At 41.3% G+C, this 19995-nt stretch carries 29 protein-coding genes and 1 pseudogene; 6 read left to right on the forward strand and 24 right to left on the reverse strand.

The annotated features are described in order from the left end of the window. Window positions 1-32: 32 nt before the first annotated feature. The 22 genes and pseudogenes from rplO to MTO68_RS20785 all read right to left on the reverse strand — a co-directional run bounded on the left by rplO (window position 33) and on the right by MTO68_RS20785 (window position 10173). Window positions 33-473 carry a 50S ribosomal protein L15 gene (gene rplO, locus MTO68_RS20680; RefSeq protein ID WP_004725719.1) on the reverse strand — a complete coding sequence of 147 codons (441 nt, stop codon included), beginning with the start codon at window positions 471-473 and terminating at the stop codon, window positions 33-35. A gap of 3 nt (window positions 474-476) precedes the next feature. Beyond that, the gene (gene rpmD, locus MTO68_RS20685; RefSeq protein WP_004725717.1) at window positions 477-653 is read right to left on the reverse strand and encodes a 50S ribosomal protein L30; all 177 of its coding nucleotides are present in this window, start codon (window positions 651-653) and stop codon (window positions 477-479) included. 6 nt (window positions 654-659) lie between these two features. After that, window positions 660-1157, reverse strand: a complete 498-nt coding sequence (gene rpsE / locus MTO68_RS20690) for a 30S ribosomal protein S5 (protein ID WP_004725715.1) — start codon at window positions 1155-1157, stop codon at window positions 660-662. A gap of 2 nt (window positions 1158-1159) precedes the next feature. After that, window positions 1160-1510: a 50S ribosomal protein L18 gene (rplR, locus tag MTO68_RS20695; RefSeq protein WP_004725713.1), complete on the reverse strand. Its 351-nt coding sequence runs from the start codon at window positions 1508-1510 to the stop codon at window positions 1160-1162. A 14-nt stretch (window positions 1511-1524) separates the two neighbouring features. Further along, a complete protein-coding gene (rplF, locus tag MTO68_RS20700; protein ID WP_004725711.1) occupies window positions 1525-2058 on the reverse strand; it encodes a 50S ribosomal protein L6 in 534 nt (177 codons plus the stop codon). A gap of 13 nt (window positions 2059-2071) precedes the next feature. After that, a complete protein-coding gene (rpsH, locus tag MTO68_RS20705; RefSeq protein WP_004725709.1) occupies window positions 2072-2467 on the reverse strand; it encodes a 30S ribosomal protein S8 in 396 nt (131 codons plus the stop codon). Between the two features lie 13 nt (window positions 2468-2480). Beyond that, window positions 2481-2786, reverse strand: coding sequence for a 30S ribosomal protein S14 (gene rpsN / locus MTO68_RS20710; protein WP_004725707.1), 306 nt, complete (start codon window positions 2784-2786; stop codon window positions 2481-2483). Window positions 2787-2795: 9 nt separating this feature from the next. Further along, on the reverse strand, window positions 2796-3332 hold the full coding sequence (gene rplE / locus MTO68_RS20715; protein WP_004725705.1) for a 50S ribosomal protein L5: 537 nt from the start codon (window positions 3330-3332) through the stop codon (window positions 2796-2798). 16 nt (window positions 3333-3348) lie between these two features. Beyond that, window positions 3349-3666, reverse strand: a complete 318-nt coding sequence (rplX, locus tag MTO68_RS20720; protein ID WP_004725703.1) for a 50S ribosomal protein L24 — start codon at window positions 3664-3666, stop codon at window positions 3349-3351. Between the two features lie 11 nt (window positions 3667-3677). Next, entirely contained in the window at window positions 3678-4046 is a 369-nt protein-coding gene (gene rplN / locus MTO68_RS20725; RefSeq protein ID WP_004725701.1) for a 50S ribosomal protein L14, read from the reverse strand. A gap of 92 nt (window positions 4047-4138) precedes the next feature. Then, window positions 4139-4396 (reverse strand): 30S ribosomal protein S17, encoded by a 258-nt coding sequence (rpsQ, locus tag MTO68_RS20730; protein WP_004725698.1) that lies wholly within the window; start codon window positions 4394-4396, stop codon window positions 4139-4141. After that, window positions 4393-4590 (reverse strand): 50S ribosomal protein L29, encoded by a 198-nt coding sequence (rpmC, locus tag MTO68_RS20735; RefSeq protein ID WP_004725696.1) that lies wholly within the window; start codon window positions 4588-4590, stop codon window positions 4393-4395. Before rpmC ends, rpsQ begins: the two co-directional genes overlap by 4 nt. Next, a complete protein-coding gene (gene rplP / locus MTO68_RS20740; protein ID WP_004725694.1) occupies window positions 4590-5003 on the reverse strand; it encodes a 50S ribosomal protein L16 in 414 nt (137 codons plus the stop codon). The genes rpmC and rplP overlap by 1 nt, the downstream gene beginning before the upstream one ends. Then, a pseudogene (gene rpsC / locus MTO68_RS20745) lies at window positions 4943-5759 on the reverse strand (30S ribosomal protein S3). The gene rplP and the pseudogene rpsC overlap by 61 nt, the downstream one beginning before the upstream one ends. Before the next feature lies 1 nt (window position 5760). Continuing rightward, the gene (rplV, locus tag MTO68_RS20750; protein ID WP_004816873.1) at window positions 5761-6090 is read right to left on the reverse strand and encodes a 50S ribosomal protein L22; all 330 of its coding nucleotides are present in this window, start codon (window positions 6088-6090) and stop codon (window positions 5761-5763) included. A gap of 9 nt (window positions 6091-6099) precedes the next feature. Next, window positions 6100-6375 carry a 30S ribosomal protein S19 gene (rpsS, locus tag MTO68_RS20755; RefSeq protein ID WP_004281508.1) on the reverse strand — a complete coding sequence of 92 codons (276 nt, stop codon included), beginning with the start codon at window positions 6373-6375 and terminating at the stop codon, window positions 6100-6102. Between the two features lie 19 nt (window positions 6376-6394). After that, window positions 6395-7219 carry a 50S ribosomal protein L2 gene (gene rplB / locus MTO68_RS20760; RefSeq protein ID WP_004725686.1) on the reverse strand — a complete coding sequence of 275 codons (825 nt, stop codon included), beginning with the start codon at window positions 7217-7219 and terminating at the stop codon, window positions 6395-6397. An 11-nt stretch (window positions 7220-7230) separates the two neighbouring features. After that, window positions 7231-7551 carry a 50S ribosomal protein L23 gene (gene rplW, locus MTO68_RS20765; RefSeq protein ID WP_004725684.1) on the reverse strand — a complete coding sequence of 107 codons (321 nt, stop codon included), beginning with the start codon at window positions 7549-7551 and terminating at the stop codon, window positions 7231-7233. Continuing rightward, window positions 7548-8150 carry a 50S ribosomal protein L4 gene (gene rplD / locus MTO68_RS20770; protein WP_004816870.1) on the reverse strand — a complete coding sequence of 201 codons (603 nt, stop codon included), beginning with the start codon at window positions 8148-8150 and terminating at the stop codon, window positions 7548-7550. Before rplD ends, rplW begins: the two co-directional genes overlap by 4 nt. An 11-nt stretch (window positions 8151-8161) precedes the next feature. Then, window positions 8162-8800, reverse strand: a complete 639-nt coding sequence (gene rplC, locus MTO68_RS20775; RefSeq protein WP_004816868.1) for a 50S ribosomal protein L3 — start codon at window positions 8798-8800, stop codon at window positions 8162-8164. Between the two features lie 61 nt (window positions 8801-8861). Next, window positions 8862-9173: a 30S ribosomal protein S10 gene (rpsJ, locus tag MTO68_RS20780; protein ID WP_004725677.1), complete on the reverse strand. Its 312-nt coding sequence runs from the start codon at window positions 9171-9173 to the stop codon at window positions 8862-8864. Between the two features lie 274 nt (window positions 9174-9447). Continuing rightward, window positions 9448-10173 (reverse strand): type 1 glutamine amidotransferase, encoded by a 726-nt coding sequence (locus MTO68_RS20785; RefSeq protein WP_244014181.1) that lies wholly within the window; start codon window positions 10171-10173, stop codon window positions 9448-9450. 180 nt (window positions 10174-10353) lie between these two features. Here MTO68_RS20785 and MTO68_RS20790 point away from each other — a divergent pair, with 180 nt between their 5' ends. From MTO68_RS20790 to MTO68_RS20815, 6 genes are all read left to right on the forward strand, one after another. Beyond that, window positions 10354-11544, forward strand: a complete 1191-nt coding sequence (locus MTO68_RS20790; RefSeq protein WP_244014182.1) for a PLP-dependent transferase — start codon at window positions 10354-10356, stop codon at window positions 11542-11544. A 304-nt stretch (window positions 11545-11848) separates the two neighbouring features. Then, entirely contained in the window at window positions 11849-13408 is a 1560-nt protein-coding gene (locus MTO68_RS20795; protein WP_244014184.1) for a helicase HerA-like domain-containing protein, read from the forward strand. 318 nt (window positions 13409-13726) lie between these two features. Further along, window positions 13727-14935 (forward strand): NO-inducible flavohemoprotein, encoded by a 1209-nt coding sequence (gene hmpA, locus MTO68_RS20800; protein WP_244014186.1) that lies wholly within the window; start codon window positions 13727-13729, stop codon window positions 14933-14935. A gap of 94 nt (window positions 14936-15029) precedes the next feature. After that, window positions 15030-15473 carry an Rrf2 family transcriptional regulator gene (locus MTO68_RS20805; RefSeq protein WP_004816858.1) on the forward strand — a complete coding sequence of 148 codons (444 nt, stop codon included), beginning with the start codon at window positions 15030-15032 and terminating at the stop codon, window positions 15471-15473. Window positions 15474-15596: 123 nt separating this feature from the next. Next, entirely contained in the window at window positions 15597-16454 is an 858-nt protein-coding gene (yihA, locus tag MTO68_RS20810; RefSeq protein WP_004816856.1) for a ribosome biogenesis GTP-binding protein YihA/YsxC, read from the forward strand. Between the two features lie 136 nt (window positions 16455-16590). Then, window positions 16591-17538 carry a metal-dependent hydrolase gene (locus tag MTO68_RS20815; protein WP_004816855.1) on the forward strand — a complete coding sequence of 316 codons (948 nt, stop codon included), beginning with the start codon at window positions 16591-16593 and terminating at the stop codon, window positions 17536-17538. Window positions 17539-17640: 102 nt separating this feature from the next. On the opposite strand, the gene MTO68_RS20820 is transcribed toward MTO68_RS20815, so the two are convergent. Then, the gene (locus MTO68_RS20820; RefSeq protein ID WP_034614383.1) at window positions 17641-18879 is read right to left on the reverse strand and encodes a dicarboxylate/amino acid:cation symporter; all 1239 of its coding nucleotides are present in this window, start codon (window positions 18877-18879) and stop codon (window positions 17641-17643) included. A 151-nt stretch (window positions 18880-19030) separates the two neighbouring features. Then, on the reverse strand, window positions 19031-19906 hold the full coding sequence (locus MTO68_RS20825) for an acyl-CoA thioesterase II (protein WP_244014188.1): 876 nt from the start codon (window positions 19904-19906) through the stop codon (window positions 19031-19033). Window positions 19907-19995 lie beyond the last annotated feature (89 nt).

The following is a 19995-nucleotide window of genomic DNA, read 5'->3' on the forward strand; positions in this document are numbered from 1 at the left end:
CCTGAAGAACTAGGAGACATAGTCACTCGCGATTACTCCTCGACTTTACCGCCAGCAGCTTCAAGAGCAGCTTTAGCGCCTTTAGTCAATGCAACACCTTGAACAGTGAATGCACGAGTGATTTCACCAGAAAGAACAACACGAGCACGCAACATATCTTTACGTACAACATTCGCAGCTTTCAAAGTTTCAAGTGAAATAATATCACCTTCAACTTTAGCAAGTTCAGACAAACGTACTTCAGCAGTTTTCAAAGCCAATTGGCTTGTGAAACCGAATTTAGGTAAACGACGATATAACGCAGTTTGACCACCTTCAAAGCCTGGACGAACGCCACCACTTTTACGTGATTTCTGACCTTTGACACCACGGCCACCAGTCTTACCGACACCAGAACCGATACCACGGCCTAAACGACGATTATCACGTTTTGCACCTTCAGCAGGTGCAAGCTCATTTAAACGCAGAGTCATGGCTTATTCCTCTACACTAACCATATAGTAGACTTTGTTGATCATACCACGGTTAGAAGGTGTATCTATTACTTCTACTGTATGACCAATACGACGCAGACCTAAACCTTGTAGGCAAAGTTTGTGATTTTTCAAACGATGCGAAGAAGATTTAGTCTGGGTAACTTTAATCGTTTTCATGATTGATTACCCTAAAATTTGTTCTACTGAAAGACCACGTTTAGCAGCAACTTTCTCAGGAGACGTCATATCACGTAAACCATTAAAAGTTGCATTTACAACGTTAGCCGCGTTAGTAGAACCATAACATTTCGTCAATACGTTACGTACACCAGCAGCTTCTAAAACTGCGCGCATAGAACCACCAGCGATTACGCCAGTACCTTCAGATGCAGGTTGCATGTAAACACGGCTAGCGCCATGACGAGCATGAATAGGATGTTGTACAGTACCATCAACAAGATCAACAGTGATCATGTTGCGGCGTGCAGCTTCAAGTGCTTTAGAAATAGCAGCTGGAACTTCACGCGCTTTACCGCGACCAAAACCTACACGACCATTACCATCACCCACAACAGTTAATGCTGTGAAAGAGAAGATACGACCACCCTTAACAACTTTGGCTACACGATCAACGGCAACCAGCTTTTCAACAAGACCTTCGTTTTGTTCAACTTTAGCCATGATTAGAACTCCAAGCCGTTTTCACGAGCAGCATCAGCCAAGGCTTTGATACGACCATGATATTTAAAACCAGAACGGTCAAATGCAACTTTAGTTACACCAGCAGCCTTTGCACGTTCTGCGATTAAAGCACCTACTTTAGTAGCTGAATCTACATTACCTGTAGTTCCGCTACGTAAAGATGCATCCAAAGTAGAAGCTTGCGCTAATACTTTGCCACCATCTGCAGAAATAACTTGAGCATAGATGTGACGCGGCGTGCGGTTTACACACAAGCGAGTCGCACCCAATGCACGAATGTGCAAGCGTGTGCTTTTCGCACGACGCAAACGGGATTGTTTCTTTTCGTTCATAAGAACCTCGCGCCTTATTTCTTCTTAGCTTCTTTACGAAGAACAACTTCGTCAGAATAGCGAACACCTTTACCTTTATACGGCTCTGGTGGACGATAACCACGGATTTCTGCAGCAACTTGACCTAACAATTGCTTGTTAGCTGATTTCAAAATGATTTCAGTAGCAGTCGGAGTTTCAGCAGTTACACCTTCAGGAAGAGCGTAATCAATCGGGTGAGAATAACCAAGGTTAAGGTTCACAACTGTACCTTTAACCGCAGCTTTATAACCAACACCGATAAGTTGTAACTTACGTTCGAAGCCTTCATTAACACCTTTTACAAGGTTATTAAGAACAGCGCGAGCAGTACCAGCTTGCATCCAAGAATCGCGAGATTCTTTAACTGGAGCAATATGAAGTTGACCTTCTTCCTGTTTAAGCTCGACCAGCGCATGCAGGTTGAAAGACAACGTACCTTTGCTGCCTTTCACTTCGACCTGCCGGCCGTTCTGAGTAACTGCTACACCGTTAGGTACAGTTACTGGGGCTTTAGCCACACGAGACATGAGGAATCACCTATTAAGAAACAAAAGCAATAACTTCACCACCAACGCCTGCAGCACGTGCAGCGCGATCAGTCATGATGCCTTTGCTTGTAGAAACAATTGCAATACCTAAACCTTGCTTAACGCTCGGAAGTGCATCTTTACCGCGATACTGACGTAGACCTGGACGGCTTACGCGTTTCACAGTTTCGATAACTGGTTTGCCTTCAAAATATTTTAAAGTAATTGTCAAAGTAGCTTTGCCTTCAAGATCAGCAACTTCTACATTTGAAATGTAACCTTCTTGTTGAAGTACGTTTGCAATTGCAACTTTCAACTTAGAATTAGGCATAGAAACAGTTTGTTTCTTTGCCATTTGTGCGTTACGAACACGTGTTAGCATGTCGGCAACGGTATCTTGCATACTCATTTATAGTCGCTCCTTACCAGCTTGCCTTAACAACGCCCGGTACATCACCCTGCATTACTGTGTCACGTAATTTGTTACGGCTTAAGCCGAACTTACGGAAGTAACCATGAGGACGACCAGTTAAACCACAACGGTTACGAAGACGTACTGGAGACGCATTACGTGGTAATGCTTGTAACTTCATCATCGCTTCGAAACGTTCTTCATCAGATGCATTTACGTTTGCAATCGTAGCTTTTAATTCAGCACGTTTTGCAGCGTATTTAGCAACTGTAGTTTCGCGTTTCAATTCGCGATTAATCATACTTTTCTTAGCCATATCGACCTCTTATTTGAACGGGAAGCCGAATGCACGGATTAGCGCACGGCCTTCGTCATCAGTACGAGCAGTCGTAGTGATAGTAATATCCATACCACGAATACGATCGATCTTATCAAAATCGATTTCAGGGAACATAATTTGTTCCTTGAGACCCATTGAATAATTACCACGACCATCGAATGATTTCGCAGAAAAACCGCGGAAGTCACGAATACGAGGGATAGCGATAGAGATCAAACGGTCTAAGAATTCGTACATTTGTTCGCCGCGTAAAGTTACTTTACAACCAATCGGCCAACCATCACGGATTTTAAAACCAGCGATTGATTTGCGCGCTAATGTAAGAACTGGTTTTTGACCAGCAATAGCTTGCATATCCGCCAAAGCGCCATCTAACAATTTCTTGTCAGCTGAAGCTGCACCAACACCCATGTTGATGGTGATTTTAGTAATGCGAGGAATTTCCATCACATTGCCCAAACCAAGTTCTTCTTTCAACTTAGCTCGGATTTCGTCGTTATAACGTGTTTTAAGTCTGGCCATAGCCTAGTTCAACCTATTACTTCGCTACCGCCACTGATTCACCATTTGATTTGTAAACGCGAGTTTTCACGCCTTCAATCACTTGGTAACCAACACGGTCAGCCTTTTGGGTTGCAGCATTAAAAACTGCCACGTTTGAAATATGAAGCGAAGCTTCTTGTGTAACAATAGCGCCTTCAGCACCTGTTGCACGGTTCGGCTTTTGATGCTTCTTAACTAAATTAAGGCCTTCAACCTTAACTTGGTCATTTGAAACAGACAAAACAGTACCCTGTTTGCCTTTTTCTTTACCTGCGATCACAATTACTTGATCGCCTTTTCTAATCTTAGCCATGATTGCCTCTATTATAGAACTTCAGGAGCCAATGAAATGATTTTCATGAACTGTTCAGTACGAAGTTCACGAGTCACTGGTCCGAAAATACGAGTGGCAATCGGAGCCTTGTTGTTGTTCAAGATAACTGCAGCATTATCATCGAAACGGATCACAGAACCGTCTGGACGACGAATACCGAATTTAGTACGAACTACAACTGCATTCATCACGTCACCTTTTTTAACACGGCCACGCGGAATTGCTTCTTTTACAGTAACTTTAATAATGTCGCCAACAGAAGCATAACGACGATGTGAACCACCAAGTACTTTAATACATTGTACGCGGCGAGCACCACTGTTGTCTGCTACGTCTAGCATACTTTCGGTCTGAATCATTGCCCTACTCCAAAACCGAGCATCACCGGTCGCAATTTCGAAAGGCTCAAAGAGTACTCGAAATTGACCGATGATGCAACAAGAACGTCTAATTACTCAGCAGCTGCTTCAATAACTTCCACTAAAGTCCAAGCTTTAGTTTTTGAAATTGGGCGGCTTTCTTTAATGGTTACAACATCGCCAGTTTTAGCAGTGTTGTTCTCATCATGAGCGTGTAATTTTGTTGAACGGCGGATTGATTTGCCATACAACGGGTGTTGAACGCGGCGTTCAATAAGTACAACAATAGACTTGTCCATTTTGTCACTTACTACTTTGCCTGTTAACGTGCGAACTGTTTGCTCACTCATTGTGCGTTCCCCTGTTTTTCGGTAAGGAGGGTCTTGATACGAGCAATAGTCTTACGAGTTAACGCAACTTCATGCGATTTACCCAATTGACCAGTTGCTTTCGCCATACGAAGACGGAATTGGTTAAGCTGTTGCTCATCAAGCAAAGCTGCCAACTCTTCTACCGATTTTTCACGTAGATCTTTAGTTTTCATTACATCACCGTCTTAGTAACGATAGTGGTTTTAAATGGAAGCTTAGCAGCTGCAAGCGTAAACGCTTCGCGTGCCAATTCTTCACTAACACCATCCATTTCGTACAAGATCTTACCTGGTTTGATTTGGCAAACCCAGTATTCCACAGAACCTTTACCTTTACCCATACGAACTTCTAATGGTTTTTCAGTAATTGGTTTGTCTGGGAAAACACGGATAAAGATCTTACCACCACGTTTAACACGACGGCTAATTGTACGACGCGCAGCTTCGATTTGACGAGCAGTCATTTGACCACGCTCAACAGATTTAAGTGCGATTGTACCGAAAGATACTGTGCTACCACGATGCGCTAGACCAGTGTTACGGCCTTTTTGCACCTTACGGAATTTAGTACGTTTAGGTTGCAACATGGATTATTCTCCTTTTTCAGCAGAACGATCATTGCGACGACCACGACGCTCTTGACCTTCACCACGACCGCGACCGCGTTTAGCTGGACGTTCTTCAGCAGGAGCAGGGTTCATGACTTGTTTCATGCCACCTAAGATCTCGCCACGGAAAATCCAAACTTTAACACCAATCGTACCGTAAGTAGTTTCAGCGCGCATAGTTGCATAGTCGATGTCAGCACGAAGTGTATGTAAAGGTACACGACCTTCACGATACCATTCAGTACGTGCAATTTCTGCACCACCTAAACGACCAGAAACTTCAACTTTGATACCTTTAGCACCAGCACGCATAGTGTTTTGAACCGCACGCTTCATAGCACGACGGAACATTACACGTTTCTCTAATTGTGAAGCAATTGCTTCAGCAACTAAACGAGCGTCTAAGTCTGGGCGATCGATTTCGTTGATGCTTACTTGCGCTGGAACACCCATAATCTTGGTAAGTTCACGCTGTAATTTCTCAATGTCTTCGCCTTTTTTACCGATAACGATACCTGGACGAGCAGTGCTAATTGTTACTTTAGCAGCGCCTGTAGGACGTTCGATAAGAATATTGCTGATCATCGCGCTTTTAAGTTTTTTAGTTAAAAACTCACGAACTTGAAGATCTTTAAGCAAGTATTCAGCGTATTGTTTCGGACTCGCATACCAGTTGGCGTTATGACGTTTTACAACACCAAGGCGGATACCGATTGGATGAACCTTCTGACCCATATCAAACCCCTACCTTAACGGTAATGTGACAAGTACGCTTAGTAATACGATCTGCACGGCCTTTAGCACGTGGCATAATACGTTTAAGGCTAGTGCCTTCATCAACGTAAATCGTAGTAACCTTAAGGTCGTCTACATCTAAACTGTTATTGTGTTCAGCGTTTGCAATTGCAGATTCCAATGCTTTTTTCACTACAACTGCAGCTTTTTTGTTGCTGAAGTTTAAGATATTAAGCGCGTGAGCAATAGATTTGCCACGGATTAGGTCTGCAACCAAACGAGTTTTTTGTGCCGAGATAGCGGCACCGCGTAATTTAGCAGTAACTTCCATCATAGCACCTTAACGTTTAGACTTCTTGTCAACACCGTGACCACGATAGGTACGAGTTGGCGCGAATTCACCGAGTTTGTGACCAACCATATGTTCAGATACGATCACTGGAACATGGTTACGACCATTATGTACAGAAATTGTTAAACCAACAAAATCCGGGAGGATCATCGAACGACGCGACCAAGTTTTGATCGGCTTACGGTTATTAGCCGCGATAGCCGCTTCAACCTTAGCGAACAAGTGCGCATCGACGAATGGGCCTTTTTTCAGAGAACGAGGCATTGTCAGATTCCTTTACTTGTTACTTAACGCGACGGTCGCGAATGATCATCTTAGTCGTACGCTTATTGGTACGAGTTTTGTACCCTTTAGCTTTTTGACCCCATGGGCTTACAGGTTGAATACCTTTGTTACGCCCTTCACCACCACCATGTGGATGGTCAACTGGGTTCATCGCCATACCACGAACGGTAGGACGAACACCACGCCAGCGTGCAGCACCTGCTTTACCAAGTGAACGAAGGTTGCTTTCTGAGTTAGATACTTCACCTAACACAGCGCGACATTCAACGTGTACTTTACGCATTTCGCCTGAACGAAGACGAATGATTGCGTAAGAACCGTCACGACCCAACAACTGAGCAGAAGTACCAGCAGAACGCACTAATTGTGCACCTTTACCGATTTTAAGCTCAATGTTATGTAATGTAGAACCGATAGGCATATTACGAAGCGGTAAGCAGTTACCTGGACGAATTGGAGCATCGTTACCAGATTGTACTTTATCGCCAGCACGTAAGCCTTTAGCAGCAATAATATAACGACGTTCACCGTCAGCATATTTCAATAAAGCAATATGTGATGTACGGTTAGGATCGTATTCAATACGTTCAACTACAGCAGGAATGCCGTCTTTGTTACGTTTGAAGTCAACGATACGGTAGTTTTGTTTATGACCACCACCAACGTGACGAGTTGTAATGTGACCGTTATTATTACGACCACCAGTACGTTTTTTAGCTTCAACCAACGGTGCATAAGGCGCGCCTTTGTGAAGATGATTATGAACCACCTTCTCTACAAAGCGACGTCCTGGAGACGTTGGCTTACATTTTTGAATTGGCATAATTTTCGTCCTTATTCCGCTGTGCTTTCAGCGGTATCGCCCAAGTCAGCCATTTCAACATCTTGGCCAGCTTTCAGGGTGACGTATGCTTTTTTAACATCAGAACGACGTCCTAATGTTTTACCAAAGCGTTTAGTCTTACCTTTAGTGATAGTCGTGTTAACTTTAACAACTTCTACACCAAATAATTGCTCTACTGCTTTTTTGATTTCAAGTTTGTTTGCATCGATAGCAACTTTAAAAACTTGAACACCAGCAGTTTCGCCTAGAACTTGTGCTTTTTCTGAAAAAACAGGCCCTTTTAGGACTTGATAGATACGTTCGTTGTTCATCCGAGTTCTACCTCAATCTTCTTAGCAGCCGCAACAGACATAACAACTTTATCAAACGCGATCAAGCCAACAGGATCGATCCCAGCAGCATCAACCACATCAACGTGTGGAAGGTTACGAGCAGCTAAATATAGATTTTCATCTACAGCTTCAGTAACGATTAATGCGCGAGTAGCGTTCAAGCCGTTTAGTTTTGCAAGCAATTCTTTAGTTTTTGGAGCTTCAACTGCAAACTCTTCAACCAATACAAGACGATCTTGGCGAACAAGTTCAGCTAAGATACATTGCATTGCACCGCGGTACATTTTGCGGTTTACTTTTTGAGACCAATCTTGTGGACGAGCAGCAAAAGTTTTACCACCACCAACCCAGATTGGGCTACGAATAGAACCAGCACGAGCGCGGCCAGTACCTTTTTGACGGAATGGTTTTTTACCACCGCCAGAAACGTCTGCACGTGACTTCTGAGCTTTAGAGCCTTGACGACCACCAGCTAAATAAGCTGTAACAACTTGGTGTACAAGAGCTTCATTAAATTCACGTCCGAAAGCAACTTCAGACAATTCAACAGCAGAGCCGGAAACAGTTTTTAAATTCACGTTATTTCCCCTCAGGCCTTGATCGTAGGACGAACGATAACGTCGCCACCAGTAGCACCAGGAATCGCACCTTTAACAACAAGAACTGAACGTTCTGCGTCGATAGATACAATTTCAAGACCTTGTACAGTTACGCGATCATCACCTAAGTGACCAGGCATTTTTTTGCCTTTGAACACGCGACCAGGAGTCTGGTTTTGACCTGTAGAACCAATTACACGGTGAGATACTGAGTTACCATGTGTAGCATCTTGCGTACGGAAGTTCCAACGCTTAACACCACCCTGGAAGCCCTTACCTTTTGATTGACCAGTAACGTCAACAACTTGACCTACTGCGAACAAATCAACACCGATAGTGCCACCAACTTCACGACCTTCAAGATCAGCTTCTGCAACGCGGAATTCTTTAACTAAACGACCAGCAGCAACACCAGCTTTCGCAAAGTGACCTTTCTGAGCATTTGTTACGCGAGATTCGCGACGTTCACCAGTAGTGATTTGAATCGCTTGATAACCATCAGTTTCAAGCGTTTTGATTTGAGTGATACGGTTAGGATCAACCTCAATCACTGTTACAGGCACAGAAACACCAGCATCTGTAAAGATACGTGTCATACCGCACTTGCGACCGACTAAACCAATAGCCATGTGCATAAACCTCTAAAAAAGCGGCCTAATTAACTTATAGAGCGTTAATTAACCGAAAGCCTTAACCCAATGCGATCTGAACATCAACACCAGCTGCAAGATCCAACTTCATCAACGCATCTACAGTTTTATCTGTAGGTTGAACGATGTCGATCAAACGTTTATATGTGCGGATTTCATATTGGTCACGCGCATCTTTGTTCACGTGTGGTGATGTTAAAACGTTAAAACGTTCGATGCGAGTAGGCATCGGAATTGGACCACACACTTGTGCGCCAGTACGTTTTGCTGTTTCTACGATCTCTTGAGAAGATTGATCAATTAAACGATGATCAAAAGACTTAAGACGGATACGAATTCTCTGGTTAGACATACCAGTTAACTCCAAGCCAAATATATAAAGAATCACCCTTGACGCATCTCACCCCACTAAATAAGGTAAGTGTCAAAGGCAGTGAAAATCACTAAGGTCGTGATCGATGCCACGACTGTAACGATCTGAATGACTTTCTTCGCCATTCACCCCACCATATCGGAGGGTCGCTCATTATAACGATTGTTTAACACTTAAGCAAACTTATTTGGACGTTTTTACCTTTTTTTGAGTAATTAATTATAAATAAAGCGCTTATTATTTAAACACCAGCTTAAACCCTTAACACGTAGTCGATCGCATGATTGAGCAACTGATTCCCAATCACATAATCCGTTTGTTGTGTTTTTTTTAGCTTCAATAATGATTGACTGTGTACCCCACTAAACACCATATCCTCTTCTTCATGCTCAATGAAGATTTTTAAGCTATGCGGGGTGATTTCTGGATGAAACTGAAATCCCAATACATTTTTACCAATCTGATAAAGTTGGTTGGGACATGCTGGATTCTCCGCCAAACGAATTGCACCTTTGGGAATATCAAAGGTCTCACTATGCCATTGCATAACATTGACCCGCTCAGGCAATTGGAAATAATCTTCTGGCACATGGTTGCTTTTATTGACCAAGGTCCAGCCAATCTCTTGCACAGTATTACGCCGAACATTGGCACCTAGAGCATTGGCTATCAACTGCCCACCCAAACACAACCCGATTGCGGGCTTTTCTGATGCCAAATAACGGCGAATCCATCGTTTTTCGACCTTTAACCAGGGATAGTTAGCTTCATCATTTACACTCATTTCCCCACCCATAATGATGAGTAAATCCACATCATTGACATGCGGCAAAGCTTCTATTTCTAATTGTGAATCTGTGGGTAAAGCAAAAAATTCTGTTGCAGTAATTTCTGCGCCCATTGCTTTTAAATACTCATAACAGCTACCAAAGCCTTCACCTGCAATATGCTGAAAATAATGCACTTTAAGTTTTTTCATGTTATCACCTATTCTTGTTGTATCAATTACGCTACAAACCACAAAACATAGTTGGATAAATGCAAAAATGAAGCCAATATCAATTTTATTTATTATTTTTCACAATTTATTGCTTTTCGTCACTGAGCGATTATGTTTTGCTTACTTTAGTCCAGCTATTAACAAAAATTGAGTATTCCTGTGAAACAAAAACCAGTTACTGCTTTAATTCATTCTTCTCGTAAAGCACCACAATATATAAATACAATACAGCCTCCCCTATTTCGTGCGTCAACAATTATATTTGAAAATACCGATGCACTATTTAATCGCCATTGGACAGATCGTTATGACTATAGTTACGGCACACATGGCACGCCGACAACGTTTACCTTAGGCGATCACATTGCCCAAATAGAAGGTGGTGAATATTGCTTGCTTGCACCCAGTGGTTTATCTGCGATTAATCTGGTCAATTCATGTTTTTTAAGTCATGGAGATGAAGTCTGGGTCGCTGACAATATCTATGGTCCCAACATGGAACATCTACGTCATCTTGAAAAAAGTTATGGCATTATCGTTCAAGTTTATAATCCTATCGATGCAGACACATTCCAACCCAATGAAAATGCCAAACTGATTTGGTTAGAAGCCGCAGGTTCAGTCACACTCGAATTTCCTGATTTGATGAGTTTAGTCAAAAAAGCCAAAGCAAAAAATATCCTCACGGCTTTGGACAATACCTGGGGCGCTGGCCTAGCGTTTAATGCCTTTGATTTTAGTCATGAACATTTAAGTGTAGATATCAGCGTACACGCCTTAACCAAATACCCAAGTGGTGGTGGCGATATGTTAATGGGATCTGTGGTCACTCAAGATAAAGCTTTACATCATAAACTGTTCCGTATGCATGCCATCCAAGGTATCGCGATTTCAGGTGATGATGCTGCACAAGTACAGCGTAGTTTGGCCTCAATGCAAATTCGTTATGAGCATCAGTCACAAAGTGCTTTAAAGATTTTAAATTGGTTAAAGAATCAAAATGCGTTTGCTCAAGTTTTACACCCTGCGGATTCTGACAATATAAGCCACACCTATTGGAACCAGACCTGTCAAACAGGACAAAGTGCTGGTCTTGTTAGTGTTATTTTTAAACCTGAGTTTAATATCAACAAAATCAGAAAGTTTTGTGATCATTTATCTTTATTTAAACTCGGTTTTAGTTGGGGTGGTCCTGTCAGCTTAGTCATGATTTATAATCTGACTGACATGCGTCATTTAGAACGCACACACCTAGAGCAAGGTCTATTGGTTCGTTTCTGTATTGGCTTAGAGCATCCAGACGATTTAATCCAAGATATTCAAAACGCACTTCAAGCCATTCAAGCTTAATATTTCAACTCAGCAGGCTTAATACATAATATCTGGGTCTTTGCTATATCAAATGACAGCAAGGACCTTATACTCACCTCTAAACACGATTAAGCACAGAGATCATTCAGCGAAAAGTACATTTAGCTTTTACTTATTCCCTATGCATTTCAAGACACAATCCGCACTCCCCCTACATTCATATTCAACAATAAAAACAGATTTACAACATCATCATTTAATGCAATTTTGTATAACAACAATGATATAAATATTGAGTCAGATAAAGAACATCCAAACTCAAATTAAAGCTATAGGAATAACAATGGGCACACCAATCGTCATCGCAAAAAAAACTTCAGATACAACACAAGATATTGTATTACATTCACAATTTGCTAACCGTCATGGTTTAATTGCAGGCGCCACAGGTACAGGTAAAACCGTTACCCTTAAAGTGCTTGCTGAAAGTTTCTCACGGATTGGTGTACCCGTATTTCTTGCCGATGCCAAAGGGGATGTTTCCAGTATCGCCAAAGCAGGTTCAACCAATCCTAAATTTGAAGAACGCATCAAAAGCTTAGGAATAGACAGTGTTCCTTTTGCTGCATCACCGACTATTTTTTGGGATTTATTTGGTGAGCAAGGACATCCGATCCGCACCACAATCTCTGAAATTGGCCCACTGTTACTTTCGCAAATGCTGAATTTAAATGACACTCAAGAAGGTGTACTTTCAGCGGTGTTCCGTGTTGCAGATGATCAAGGCTTACTGTTAATTGATTTTAAAGATTTAAAAGCCATGCTGACCTATGTCAGTGAAAATGCGGCAGCTTTAAAAGCAGAATACGGCAATCTCTCACCTGCAAGTTTAGGTGCTATTCAGCGTAATCTATTGGCCTTAGGTGATCAGGGCGGTCAACGTTTCTTTGGCGAGCCAAGCCTTGATATTATGGATTTTATCCAAACTGATGCCAATGGACATGGTTATATCAACCTATTGGCTGCGGATAAGCTGATGAACACACCAAAGCTGTATGCAACCTTCCTGCTTTGGATGCTTTCAGAGTTATTTGAAAAGCTACCTGAAGTCGGTGACTTAGATAAGCCAAAATTGGTGTTCTTTTTTGATGAAGCGCATTTGCTCTTTGATAATGCCAGCCCAGCTTTACAAGAAAAAATTCAACAAGTGGTCCGTCTAATTCGCTCTAAAGGTGTCGGAATTTATTTCATCTCACAAAGCCCATTAGATATTCCAGAAAATGTTTTAGGACAACTGGGCAACCGTGTACAACATGCCTTACGCGCGTTTACCCCTAAAGATCAAAAAGCAGTAAAAACTGCTGCTGATACCTTCCGCGCTAATCCAGAGTTTAAAGTAGATCAAGCAATTACAGAACTGGCTGTCGGTGAAGCGCTTATTAGTTGCCTAGATGAACAAGGCACACCTCAAGTGGTTGAACGAGCGATGGTGATGCCACCCTACTCATCATTTAGCCCAATTACTTTAGATGAACGAAAAGCCTTAATGGCACAAAGTATTGTTGCGGGTGTTTATGACAATGAAGTGGATCGTGATAGCGCTTATGAAATGCTACAACGTAAAGTTTCTGATAGCTCACAACAACAGGTGGCCTTTGATGCAGTGGCTCAACAAGCCAAGCAATTAGAAGAGCTCACCAAGCAACAACAGACCATCGATAAACAACAAGCCAAAGAGCAAGAACGCTTAGAAAAAGAGGAAGCAAAAGCTGCAGCTGCACGTGCCAAACTGACTCAAGATGTGATCGGAACTTTTGCTAAAAGTGCCGCAAGAACCTTAGGCGGTCCTACAGGGCAAAAACTGGTCCGCGGTTTGTTAGGTTCATTATTTGGTGGGCGTTGATTCGTTTAAACACAAATATGAGGAGCGTTAGCGCTCCTTTTTTATTCTCCATTTTTATAGCTTATCTTCTTGCTTATGTTTTTATTCGCTTATACCGCTTATCAAGCCCGCTAAACATATCTAAAAGCATATCTAAAAACTTATTCAAAAAATTCATCTAAAAACTTAAAAATAAATTCAATAATTTCAATCAATAAAACTTAAACTCAAACTAAACCATAATTATTTTATGTGTTTTTCTTAAAGGTGTATTGCAAATACATTTTATAAGATGTATTTTAAATACATCTTATAAATGACAGCCAAGAGAGATCAACAATGACTCCGCAGCAAATTGACCTTGTAAAAGCAACAGTTCCTGTTCTTCGCGAAAATGGTGTAGCACTTACCGGTTATTTTTATAACCGCATGCTCGGCAATAATCCTGAATTAAAAGAAACCTTTAATATGGGGCATCAACGTAGTGGTGCACAGGCTCAAGCTTTGGCTGGTGCTGTTTTAGCATATGCTGAAAATATTGAAGATCCTTCAGTACTTTTGCCTGTGGTTGAACTGATTGCCCATAAACATGTCAGTCTGAATATTCAAGCACCTGATTACAACATTGTCGGTGAAAACCTATTACATTCAATTAGTGAAGTATTAACTATTTCGATGGAAGATCCATTAATTGACGCATGGGCTGCAGCTTATGGGCAATTGGCCGATCTATTTATCAGTACTGAAAAAGCGATTTATGAACAGCACCAACAAACTCAAGGCAGCTGGTTAGGCTGGCGTAAATTTAAAATCGCTAAAAAAGTGGATGAAAGCGAAGAAATTACCTCTTTCTATCTTGCACCAGTCGATGGTGGTGCATTACCTAAATATGAAGCGGGTCAATATATTTCAGTGCGCGTATTTGTTGAAGCATTAGGCTTAAAACAACCACGTCAATACACGCTATCGACAAGTCCACAGGCAGACTATTTACGTATTTCAGTTAAACGTGAAGATGAAAAAGGTGATTTGGCAAGTGGTTGGGTATCAAATACTTTACATGGCTTAGCTGAAGGTTCAGAAATTGAAGTGTCTGCTCCAACAGGTAACTTCTACCTGATTGATAGTAGCAAACGTAATGTCTTCATTAGTGCGGGTGTAGGTTTAACCCCAATGATTGCAATGCTTAACCAATTGGTGACTTTAGACATGCCTCAACCGGCTAGCTTTATTCATGCATGTCGCAGTAGCCAAGTACATGCGATGAAACAACATATCCAAGAGCAAAAAACTAAATTCCCACGTCTCAGTACATTTACAGCTTATGAGTTCCCACATAGCGGTGATGTTATAGGTGAGGACTATGATGTGGCTGGTCGTTTAGACTTAGCAACGCTTGATACAGCATTACTCCCAGCCCATGCTGATTATTATCTTTGTGGCCCAATACCATTTATGCAACAACAACACCAAGCATTGGTGGCTCGTGGTATTAAACCTGAACAAATTCATAGTGAAGCGTTTGGTACGGGTGGTGCAGGTATCTAAATCTCCATTCGTTCTTTATAAGGCTGGTCTATGATAGACTGGCCTTATTTATTTCAGGATGAGATACATCTTTACCCATAGATGAGCAGCCTACATGCAACTAAATAAATTTACCGACTATGCCCTGCGCATCTTAATGTACATCGCGCCTCCAAAAGATGTGCCTTATACAATTGCCGAAATTGCAGAAGATTTACATGTTTCAGAAAATCACTTGGTCAAAATTGTGCATTTTATGGGAAAACAAGGTTGGTTGATTACCACACGAGGTAAAGGCGGTGGTTTGCGCTTAAACCCAGATATCTTAGAATTTCGCTTAGGACATATTGTAAGAATTCTCCAACGCGATGCACAAATTGTAGAGTGCAATACGCCACCTTGTGTGCTACGTCCACGCTGCGGCTTAAAGGGTATTTTAGATCAGGCCGTTGAACAGTTTTATCAAAGCCTAGATCACTATACTGTTGCCGATGTTCTCAATGCACCACCACAACATCCAAAGATCGTAAACTCGCCTATTCCCAATCTCAATGTGTAAATCGCAAAAGCTCATCATCCAGCATCTCAATAATCAATATCTCAGTTAACACGATCAAAATTCGCTTGAATCACCGACTTCCTTTATAATGCACTTTGTTTATCCGTTTATTGAAGTTGAAATATGCATCGCAGCAGTGGAAAGTCTAAAAATAGTAAGACCTCAAGCGCCCCTAAACAAAAAATCAGTTATGAAAAAAAGGCTGATCCTGCGATTTCAGAATACTCAACTTCATCTTTGAACTGGTTGCGTAAAGCTGAATTTCTGATGAGTGCACCTAAACTGAATCTTTGTGTAGAAGACACCGGTTATGAAGTTGCCTTTGCAGGCCGTTCAAATGCAGGAAAATCAAGTGCTATCAATGCATTGACCAATCAAAAGCAATTGGCACGCGCGTCGAAAAGACCTGGCCGTACGCAAATGATTAACTTTTTTAGTTTAGGTAATCCAGATCAACGCCTTGTCGATTTACCAGGTTATGGTTATGCAGCTGTACCTGAAGCAATGAAAATTGTCTGGCAAAAAGAACTTGAGAATTATTTGATTCATCGAAAAAGTTTACAAGGTCTGGTTCTACTCATGGATATTCGCCACCCTTTACAACACTTCGATGTGATGATGCTGGAATGGGCATATTCACGTCACTTGTTTGTGCATGTACTGTTGACTAAATCCGACAAACTCAACCGTGGTCCTGCCAGTAAAGTGTTGTTAGATGTACAACAACAATTGAAGAAAATGAAGTTGAATTTTTCAATACAACTGTTTTCATCACTCAATAAACAAGGTCTAGAAGAACTTGCGTCAATTATGGCCGGTCGCTTAAATTACACCTTAGACAAAACTTTAGATTTTGATATTGATGCAATTCCTGAAGCCACTGAAGATGATTTGGATGATGAGTTCATTGATCAAGACCAAGAATCCGAATTCAATAGTGAAAATATTGATGGAAATGTAGATGAAAATCCACAAGCATAAATAAAAAAGTCTTGTCTAACAAAATTCATCACATATTGATACTGGAATGTCCTAAATTGCTAATAACTATTTAGGACATTTTTTTATACTTGAATAATAAAGTGTGAAATCACCAAAGAAAAATTAGGACACTGTGATGAAGTTACTCGCTAAATTAAAGAACAGTCGGATTGGATCGTCTATTCAGTACCACATCAAACCACGTAAAGTGAAATTTGAATGGCAAGATACCCCTGTCGATTGGATTCCAAATCAGCCATTTGTCAGCTACTTTATCAATGAAATTAACAATATTCTCCCAGCAGGTGAATTTTGGTTTTGCCGTTTATACAATCGTGTTTTACCCAAAATCACAGATGAAAAATTAGCTGAAGATGTTCGCGCCTTTATCCGCCAAGAAGCTATGCATGCCCAAGCACATGCTTCGGCAAATAAAGAATACTTAACTGTGCGTAATATTGATATTCAACGTAATCTTGAGATTATGGATTTCTTGTTTGGTAAATTACTTGCAGATCAACCACTCGGCTTTAAAGTACCCAAAGCTCTTGATCATCAATGGGATTTGTTCCGCTTAGGTATCGTCGCCACTGTTGAACATATGACTTGTGTCTTGGGTAAATATGCGCTTTATAATAAAAAATGGGCGGAATTGGGTGCAGATCCCAATATGCTTGATTTAGTCAAATGGCATGGTGCCGAAGAGATTGAACACCGCACAGTGGCTTTTGATCTGTATCGTCATTTAGGTGGCGGTTATATTTCCCGTTATTATCAAAGTGTTATCGTGATTGCCGCTGTATTAGGCTTATGGGTTGATGGTGCTGCACATATCATGGGGCAAGACCCACGTTATGCAGATAAAAAACCTGCTTTCTATAAGCCTTGGATTTGGCGTGAATGGGCAAGTATCGCACAATCAGATAATCGCTTAATGCCACATCCATTATGGTTGGTTTCACAGCAATTGGGCTATTTAATGCCTTGGTATGATCCAGTACATGAAGCAAAAACAGAAGATGCGATTGCTTATTTGGATCAATCCCCTGCGGCAAAACGTGCATTGCCTAGAGTTGCAGCATAATAACTATTGAATAGTGATGAATACTGAAATCCAATCAAAAAAGCAGGATTAAGATCCTGCTTTTTTTGGGCCAATCTTTTAGAACAAGATCCTAACCATAGACTAAGTTGAACTTTCCATATCTTTGGTGTTTCGGTCAACCACCACACTAATCATCATATCCCCTTGTACATTCACTACGGTACGTACAGTATCGAGAATACGGTCAATTGGCAGAAGAATCGCAATTGCTTCCGCTGGTAATCCCACAGATTGCAGCACCATGATCATGGTGACCATGCCCGCACTTGGAATACCCGGTGCGCCCAATGAAGCAATCATCGCGGTCAAACAGACAATTACCTGCTGGGTGATTGATAATTCTAAACCCATTAAATTGGCAATAAAAAGCGCTGCTGCTGCTTCATAAAGTGCTGTTCCATCCATGTTTAACTGGGAACCAAAAGGAATCACAAAGCCTGCAATTTGTGGACGCACGCCTAAATTTTCTTGAGTACACTTTAAACTCAAAGGCATGGTTGCAGAACTTGAACTGGTTGCAAAAGCTGTAATTAATGCTGCACGCGTTCCTTTAAAAAAGGTAATCGGATCCATTTTTCCAAAGATCCATAACAACAATGGCAGAACCACAACACCATGAAATATGGTGGTTCCCGTAACAACAATAGCAAACTCAGCAAGACGGCTTAAAATAGAGATGTCTTCTGTTGCAATCAGCTTTGCCATCAAAGCAAAAATACCAATCGGCGCAACTTTCATCACCCAACCCACTAACATCATCATGATGTCAAAAAACTGACGTGCCAGTTGTTTGATTGAATTAAAGCGCTCTCCACCATGTACCAGTGCCAAACCCAATAACAAAGCAAACAGTACGACTGCCAAAACATTGCCGTCACTAAATGCTTTAAATGGATTGATGAGGGTATTTTGAATAAAATTGGTTAAAAACGAGCTGGGTGTCAGTGAATCTGGGCTTTTATGTTGATTCATTGCATCTTGAAACATTGCAATGTCCACACCTTGTCCTACATTGAATAGATGTGTCGAGGCTAAACCGAGAATAAGTGCCAATGTCGTTGTGGTCACACAACAAGCCAAGGTTATTTTCCAAACTCGACTGAGTTGACTGCCCGCTTCTAAGTTTGAAACACCCACCAAGATTGAACTAAAAATAAGTGGAACCAAAAGCATTTTTAATAAACCAATAAAAATACTACTGGCGATGCTCAAACCATAAATGCTGGCATCTAAAAATTGAGTATTAGGGAATTGATTTAATAAAAATCCAAATGCCACACCAAGAATGGCTGCAATAAAAATTTGGGTGTTTAAACTCATCTTCGCTGACTATTATAAATATTTACACGTTGAACTATGCCATTGAAGTTATTTAGAATCGAGCATTTTTTTGTCACAAGCTCTGCTAAAAAATAGAAAAGCCATCAGAGATGATGGCTTATTTCTAGGATTTGAGTATCAGTATAAAATCTTATTGGTTTTCGATTTCACGTACCCGCATCAAACCTTCTTGCACCGTACTACAAACCAATTCGCCATTTTGCCACATACGACCAAAATTCAGACCGCGTGAATTTGCACTGACTGTTGCATCCATATCGTACAGCATCCAATCATCTGCTTTCACTGGTTTATGGAAATAGATCGTATGATCGATACTGGCACATTGCAAACTTGGCGAGAGGTAATTGAGACCATGCGGGCGCAAAGCAGTCATCATCAAGGTATAGTCCGAATAAAATGCAACAATTGCCTGATTTAACGAGATATCATCCGCCTGCTCTGCTGTTAATGGCTCATGCGTACGCAAGTAATGTGCATAAGACGGTGCTTCAGGTTGTGGTTGAAATGGATTGGTCACATTGATCGGACGAATTTCTACCTGACGTGGACGCATAAACGCAGCGCGAATATTTTCCGGGATAAAACTAATTAAATTTTCTTTAAGCTCTTGCTCAGCTTTTAATTCATCAGGGGCTGGATATTCTGGCTCAGCAATTTGATAATTCAAGCCTTCTTCTGGTGTTGCAAATGATACCATCGCTGAAAAAATGGTACGTCCATGCTGGATTGCACGTACTTGACGACTTAAGAAACTTTTGCCATCACGTAACCGATCAACCTCATAAATGATTGGGGCGTTGATATCCCCGCCATATAGGAAGTACGCATGTAAAGAATGTACGGGGCGATCAGCGGTGTATGATGCTGCCCGCAGTGCTTGTCCTAAAACTTGCCCACCAAAAACACGCTTACCAACTAAATTTCGACTTTGACCACGAAAAATATGTTCTTCAAGTTTTTCAAGGGTTAAAAGCTCTACAAGCTCTTGGGTTAAAGCATTCATAAGTGACCTTTCTATATACTGAATACTGACTTTATTCCAATGGATAGAACAAAGTATCCATATTTTAGAGATTTAACTCTATTTTGCCA

It is taken from the genome of Acinetobacter sp. NyZ410 (genome assembly GCF_022828975.1).
Classification (GTDB): domain Bacteria; phylum Pseudomonadota; class Gammaproteobacteria; order Pseudomonadales; family Moraxellaceae; genus Acinetobacter; species Acinetobacter guillouiae.

Excerpts from the sequence above, each read along its gene's own strand:
- rplO (WP_004725719.1), bottom strand. The coding sequence starts at position 473 with ATGACTCTGCGTTTAAATGAGCTTGCACCTGCTGAAGGTGCAAAACGT.
- rpmD (WP_004725717.1), bottom strand. The coding sequence starts at position 653 with ATGAAAACGATTAAAGTTACCCAGACTAAATCTTCTTCGCATCGTTTG.
- rpsE (WP_004725715.1), bottom strand. The coding sequence starts at position 1,157 with ATGGCTAAAGTTGAACAAAACGAAGGTCTTGTTGAAAAGCTGGTTGCC.
- rplR (WP_004725713.1), bottom strand. The coding sequence starts at position 1,510 with ATGAACGAAAAGAAACAATCCCGTTTGCGTCGTGCGAAAAGCACACGC.
- rplF (WP_004725711.1), bottom strand. The coding sequence starts at position 2,058 with ATGTCTCGTGTGGCTAAAGCCCCAGTAACTGTACCTAACGGTGTAGCA.
- rpsH (WP_004725709.1), bottom strand. The coding sequence starts at position 2,467 with ATGAGTATGCAAGATACCGTTGCCGACATGCTAACACGTGTTCGTAAC.
- rpsN (WP_004725707.1), bottom strand. The coding sequence starts at position 2,786 with ATGGCTAAGAAAAGTATGATTAATCGCGAATTGAAACGCGAAACTACA.
- rplE (WP_004725705.1), bottom strand. The coding sequence starts at position 3,332 with ATGGCCAGACTTAAAACACGTTATAACGACGAAATCCGAGCTAAGTTG.
- rplX (WP_004725703.1), bottom strand. The coding sequence starts at position 3,666 with ATGGCTAAGATTAGAAAAGGCGATCAAGTAATTGTGATCGCAGGTAAA.
- rplN (WP_004725701.1), bottom strand. The coding sequence starts at position 4,046 with ATGATTCAGACCGAAAGTATGCTAGACGTAGCAGACAACAGTGGTGCT.
- rpsQ (WP_004725698.1), bottom strand. The coding sequence starts at position 4,396 with ATGAGTGAGCAAACAGTTCGCACGTTAACAGGCAAAGTAGTAAGTGAC.
- rpmC (WP_004725696.1), bottom strand. The coding sequence starts at position 4,590 with ATGAAAACTAAAGATCTACGTGAAAAATCGGTAGAAGAGTTGGCAGCT.
- rplP (WP_004725694.1), bottom strand. The coding sequence starts at position 5,003 with ATGTTGCAACCTAAACGTACTAAATTCCGTAAGGTGCAAAAAGGCCGT.
- rplV (WP_004816873.1), bottom strand. The coding sequence starts at position 6,090 with ATGGAAGTTACTGCTAAATTACGCGGTGCCGCTATCTCGGCACAAAAA.
- rpsS (WP_004281508.1), bottom strand. The coding sequence starts at position 6,375 with ATGCCTCGTTCTCTGAAAAAAGGCCCATTCGTCGATGCGCACTTGTTC.
- rplB (WP_004725686.1), bottom strand. The coding sequence starts at position 7,219 with ATGCCAATTCAAAAATGTAAGCCAACGTCTCCAGGACGTCGCTTTGTA.
- rplW (WP_004725684.1), bottom strand. The coding sequence starts at position 7,551 with ATGAACAACGAACGTATCTATCAAGTCCTAAAAGGGCCTGTTTTTTCA.
- rplC (WP_004816868.1), bottom strand. The coding sequence starts at position 8,800 with ATGGCTATTGGTTTAGTCGGTCGCAAGTGCGGTATGACACGTATCTTT.
- rpsJ (WP_004725677.1), bottom strand. The coding sequence starts at position 9,173 with ATGTCTAACCAGAGAATTCGTATCCGTCTTAAGTCTTTTGATCATCGT.
- MTO68_RS20785 (WP_244014181.1), bottom strand. The coding sequence starts at position 10,173 with ATGAAAAAACTTAAAGTGCATTATTTTCAGCATATTGCAGGTGAAGGC.
- MTO68_RS20795 (WP_244014184.1), top strand. The coding sequence starts at position 11,849 with ATGGGCACACCAATCGTCATCGCAAAAAAAACTTCAGATACAACACAA.
- hmpA (WP_244014186.1), top strand. The coding sequence starts at position 13,727 with ATGACTCCGCAGCAAATTGACCTTGTAAAAGCAACAGTTCCTGTTCTT.
- MTO68_RS20805 (WP_004816858.1), top strand. The coding sequence starts at position 15,030 with ATGCAACTAAATAAATTTACCGACTATGCCCTGCGCATCTTAATGTAC.
- yihA (WP_004816856.1), top strand. The coding sequence starts at position 15,597 with ATGCATCGCAGCAGTGGAAAGTCTAAAAATAGTAAGACCTCAAGCGCC.
- MTO68_RS20815 (WP_004816855.1), top strand. The coding sequence starts at position 16,591 with ATGAAGTTACTCGCTAAATTAAAGAACAGTCGGATTGGATCGTCTATT.
- MTO68_RS20820 (WP_034614383.1), bottom strand. The coding sequence starts at position 18,879 with ATGAGTTTAAACACCCAAATTTTTATTGCAGCCATTCTTGGTGTGGCA.
- MTO68_RS20825 (WP_244014188.1), bottom strand. The coding sequence starts at position 19,906 with ATGAATGCTTTAACCCAAGAGCTTGTAGAGCTTTTAACCCTTGAAAAA.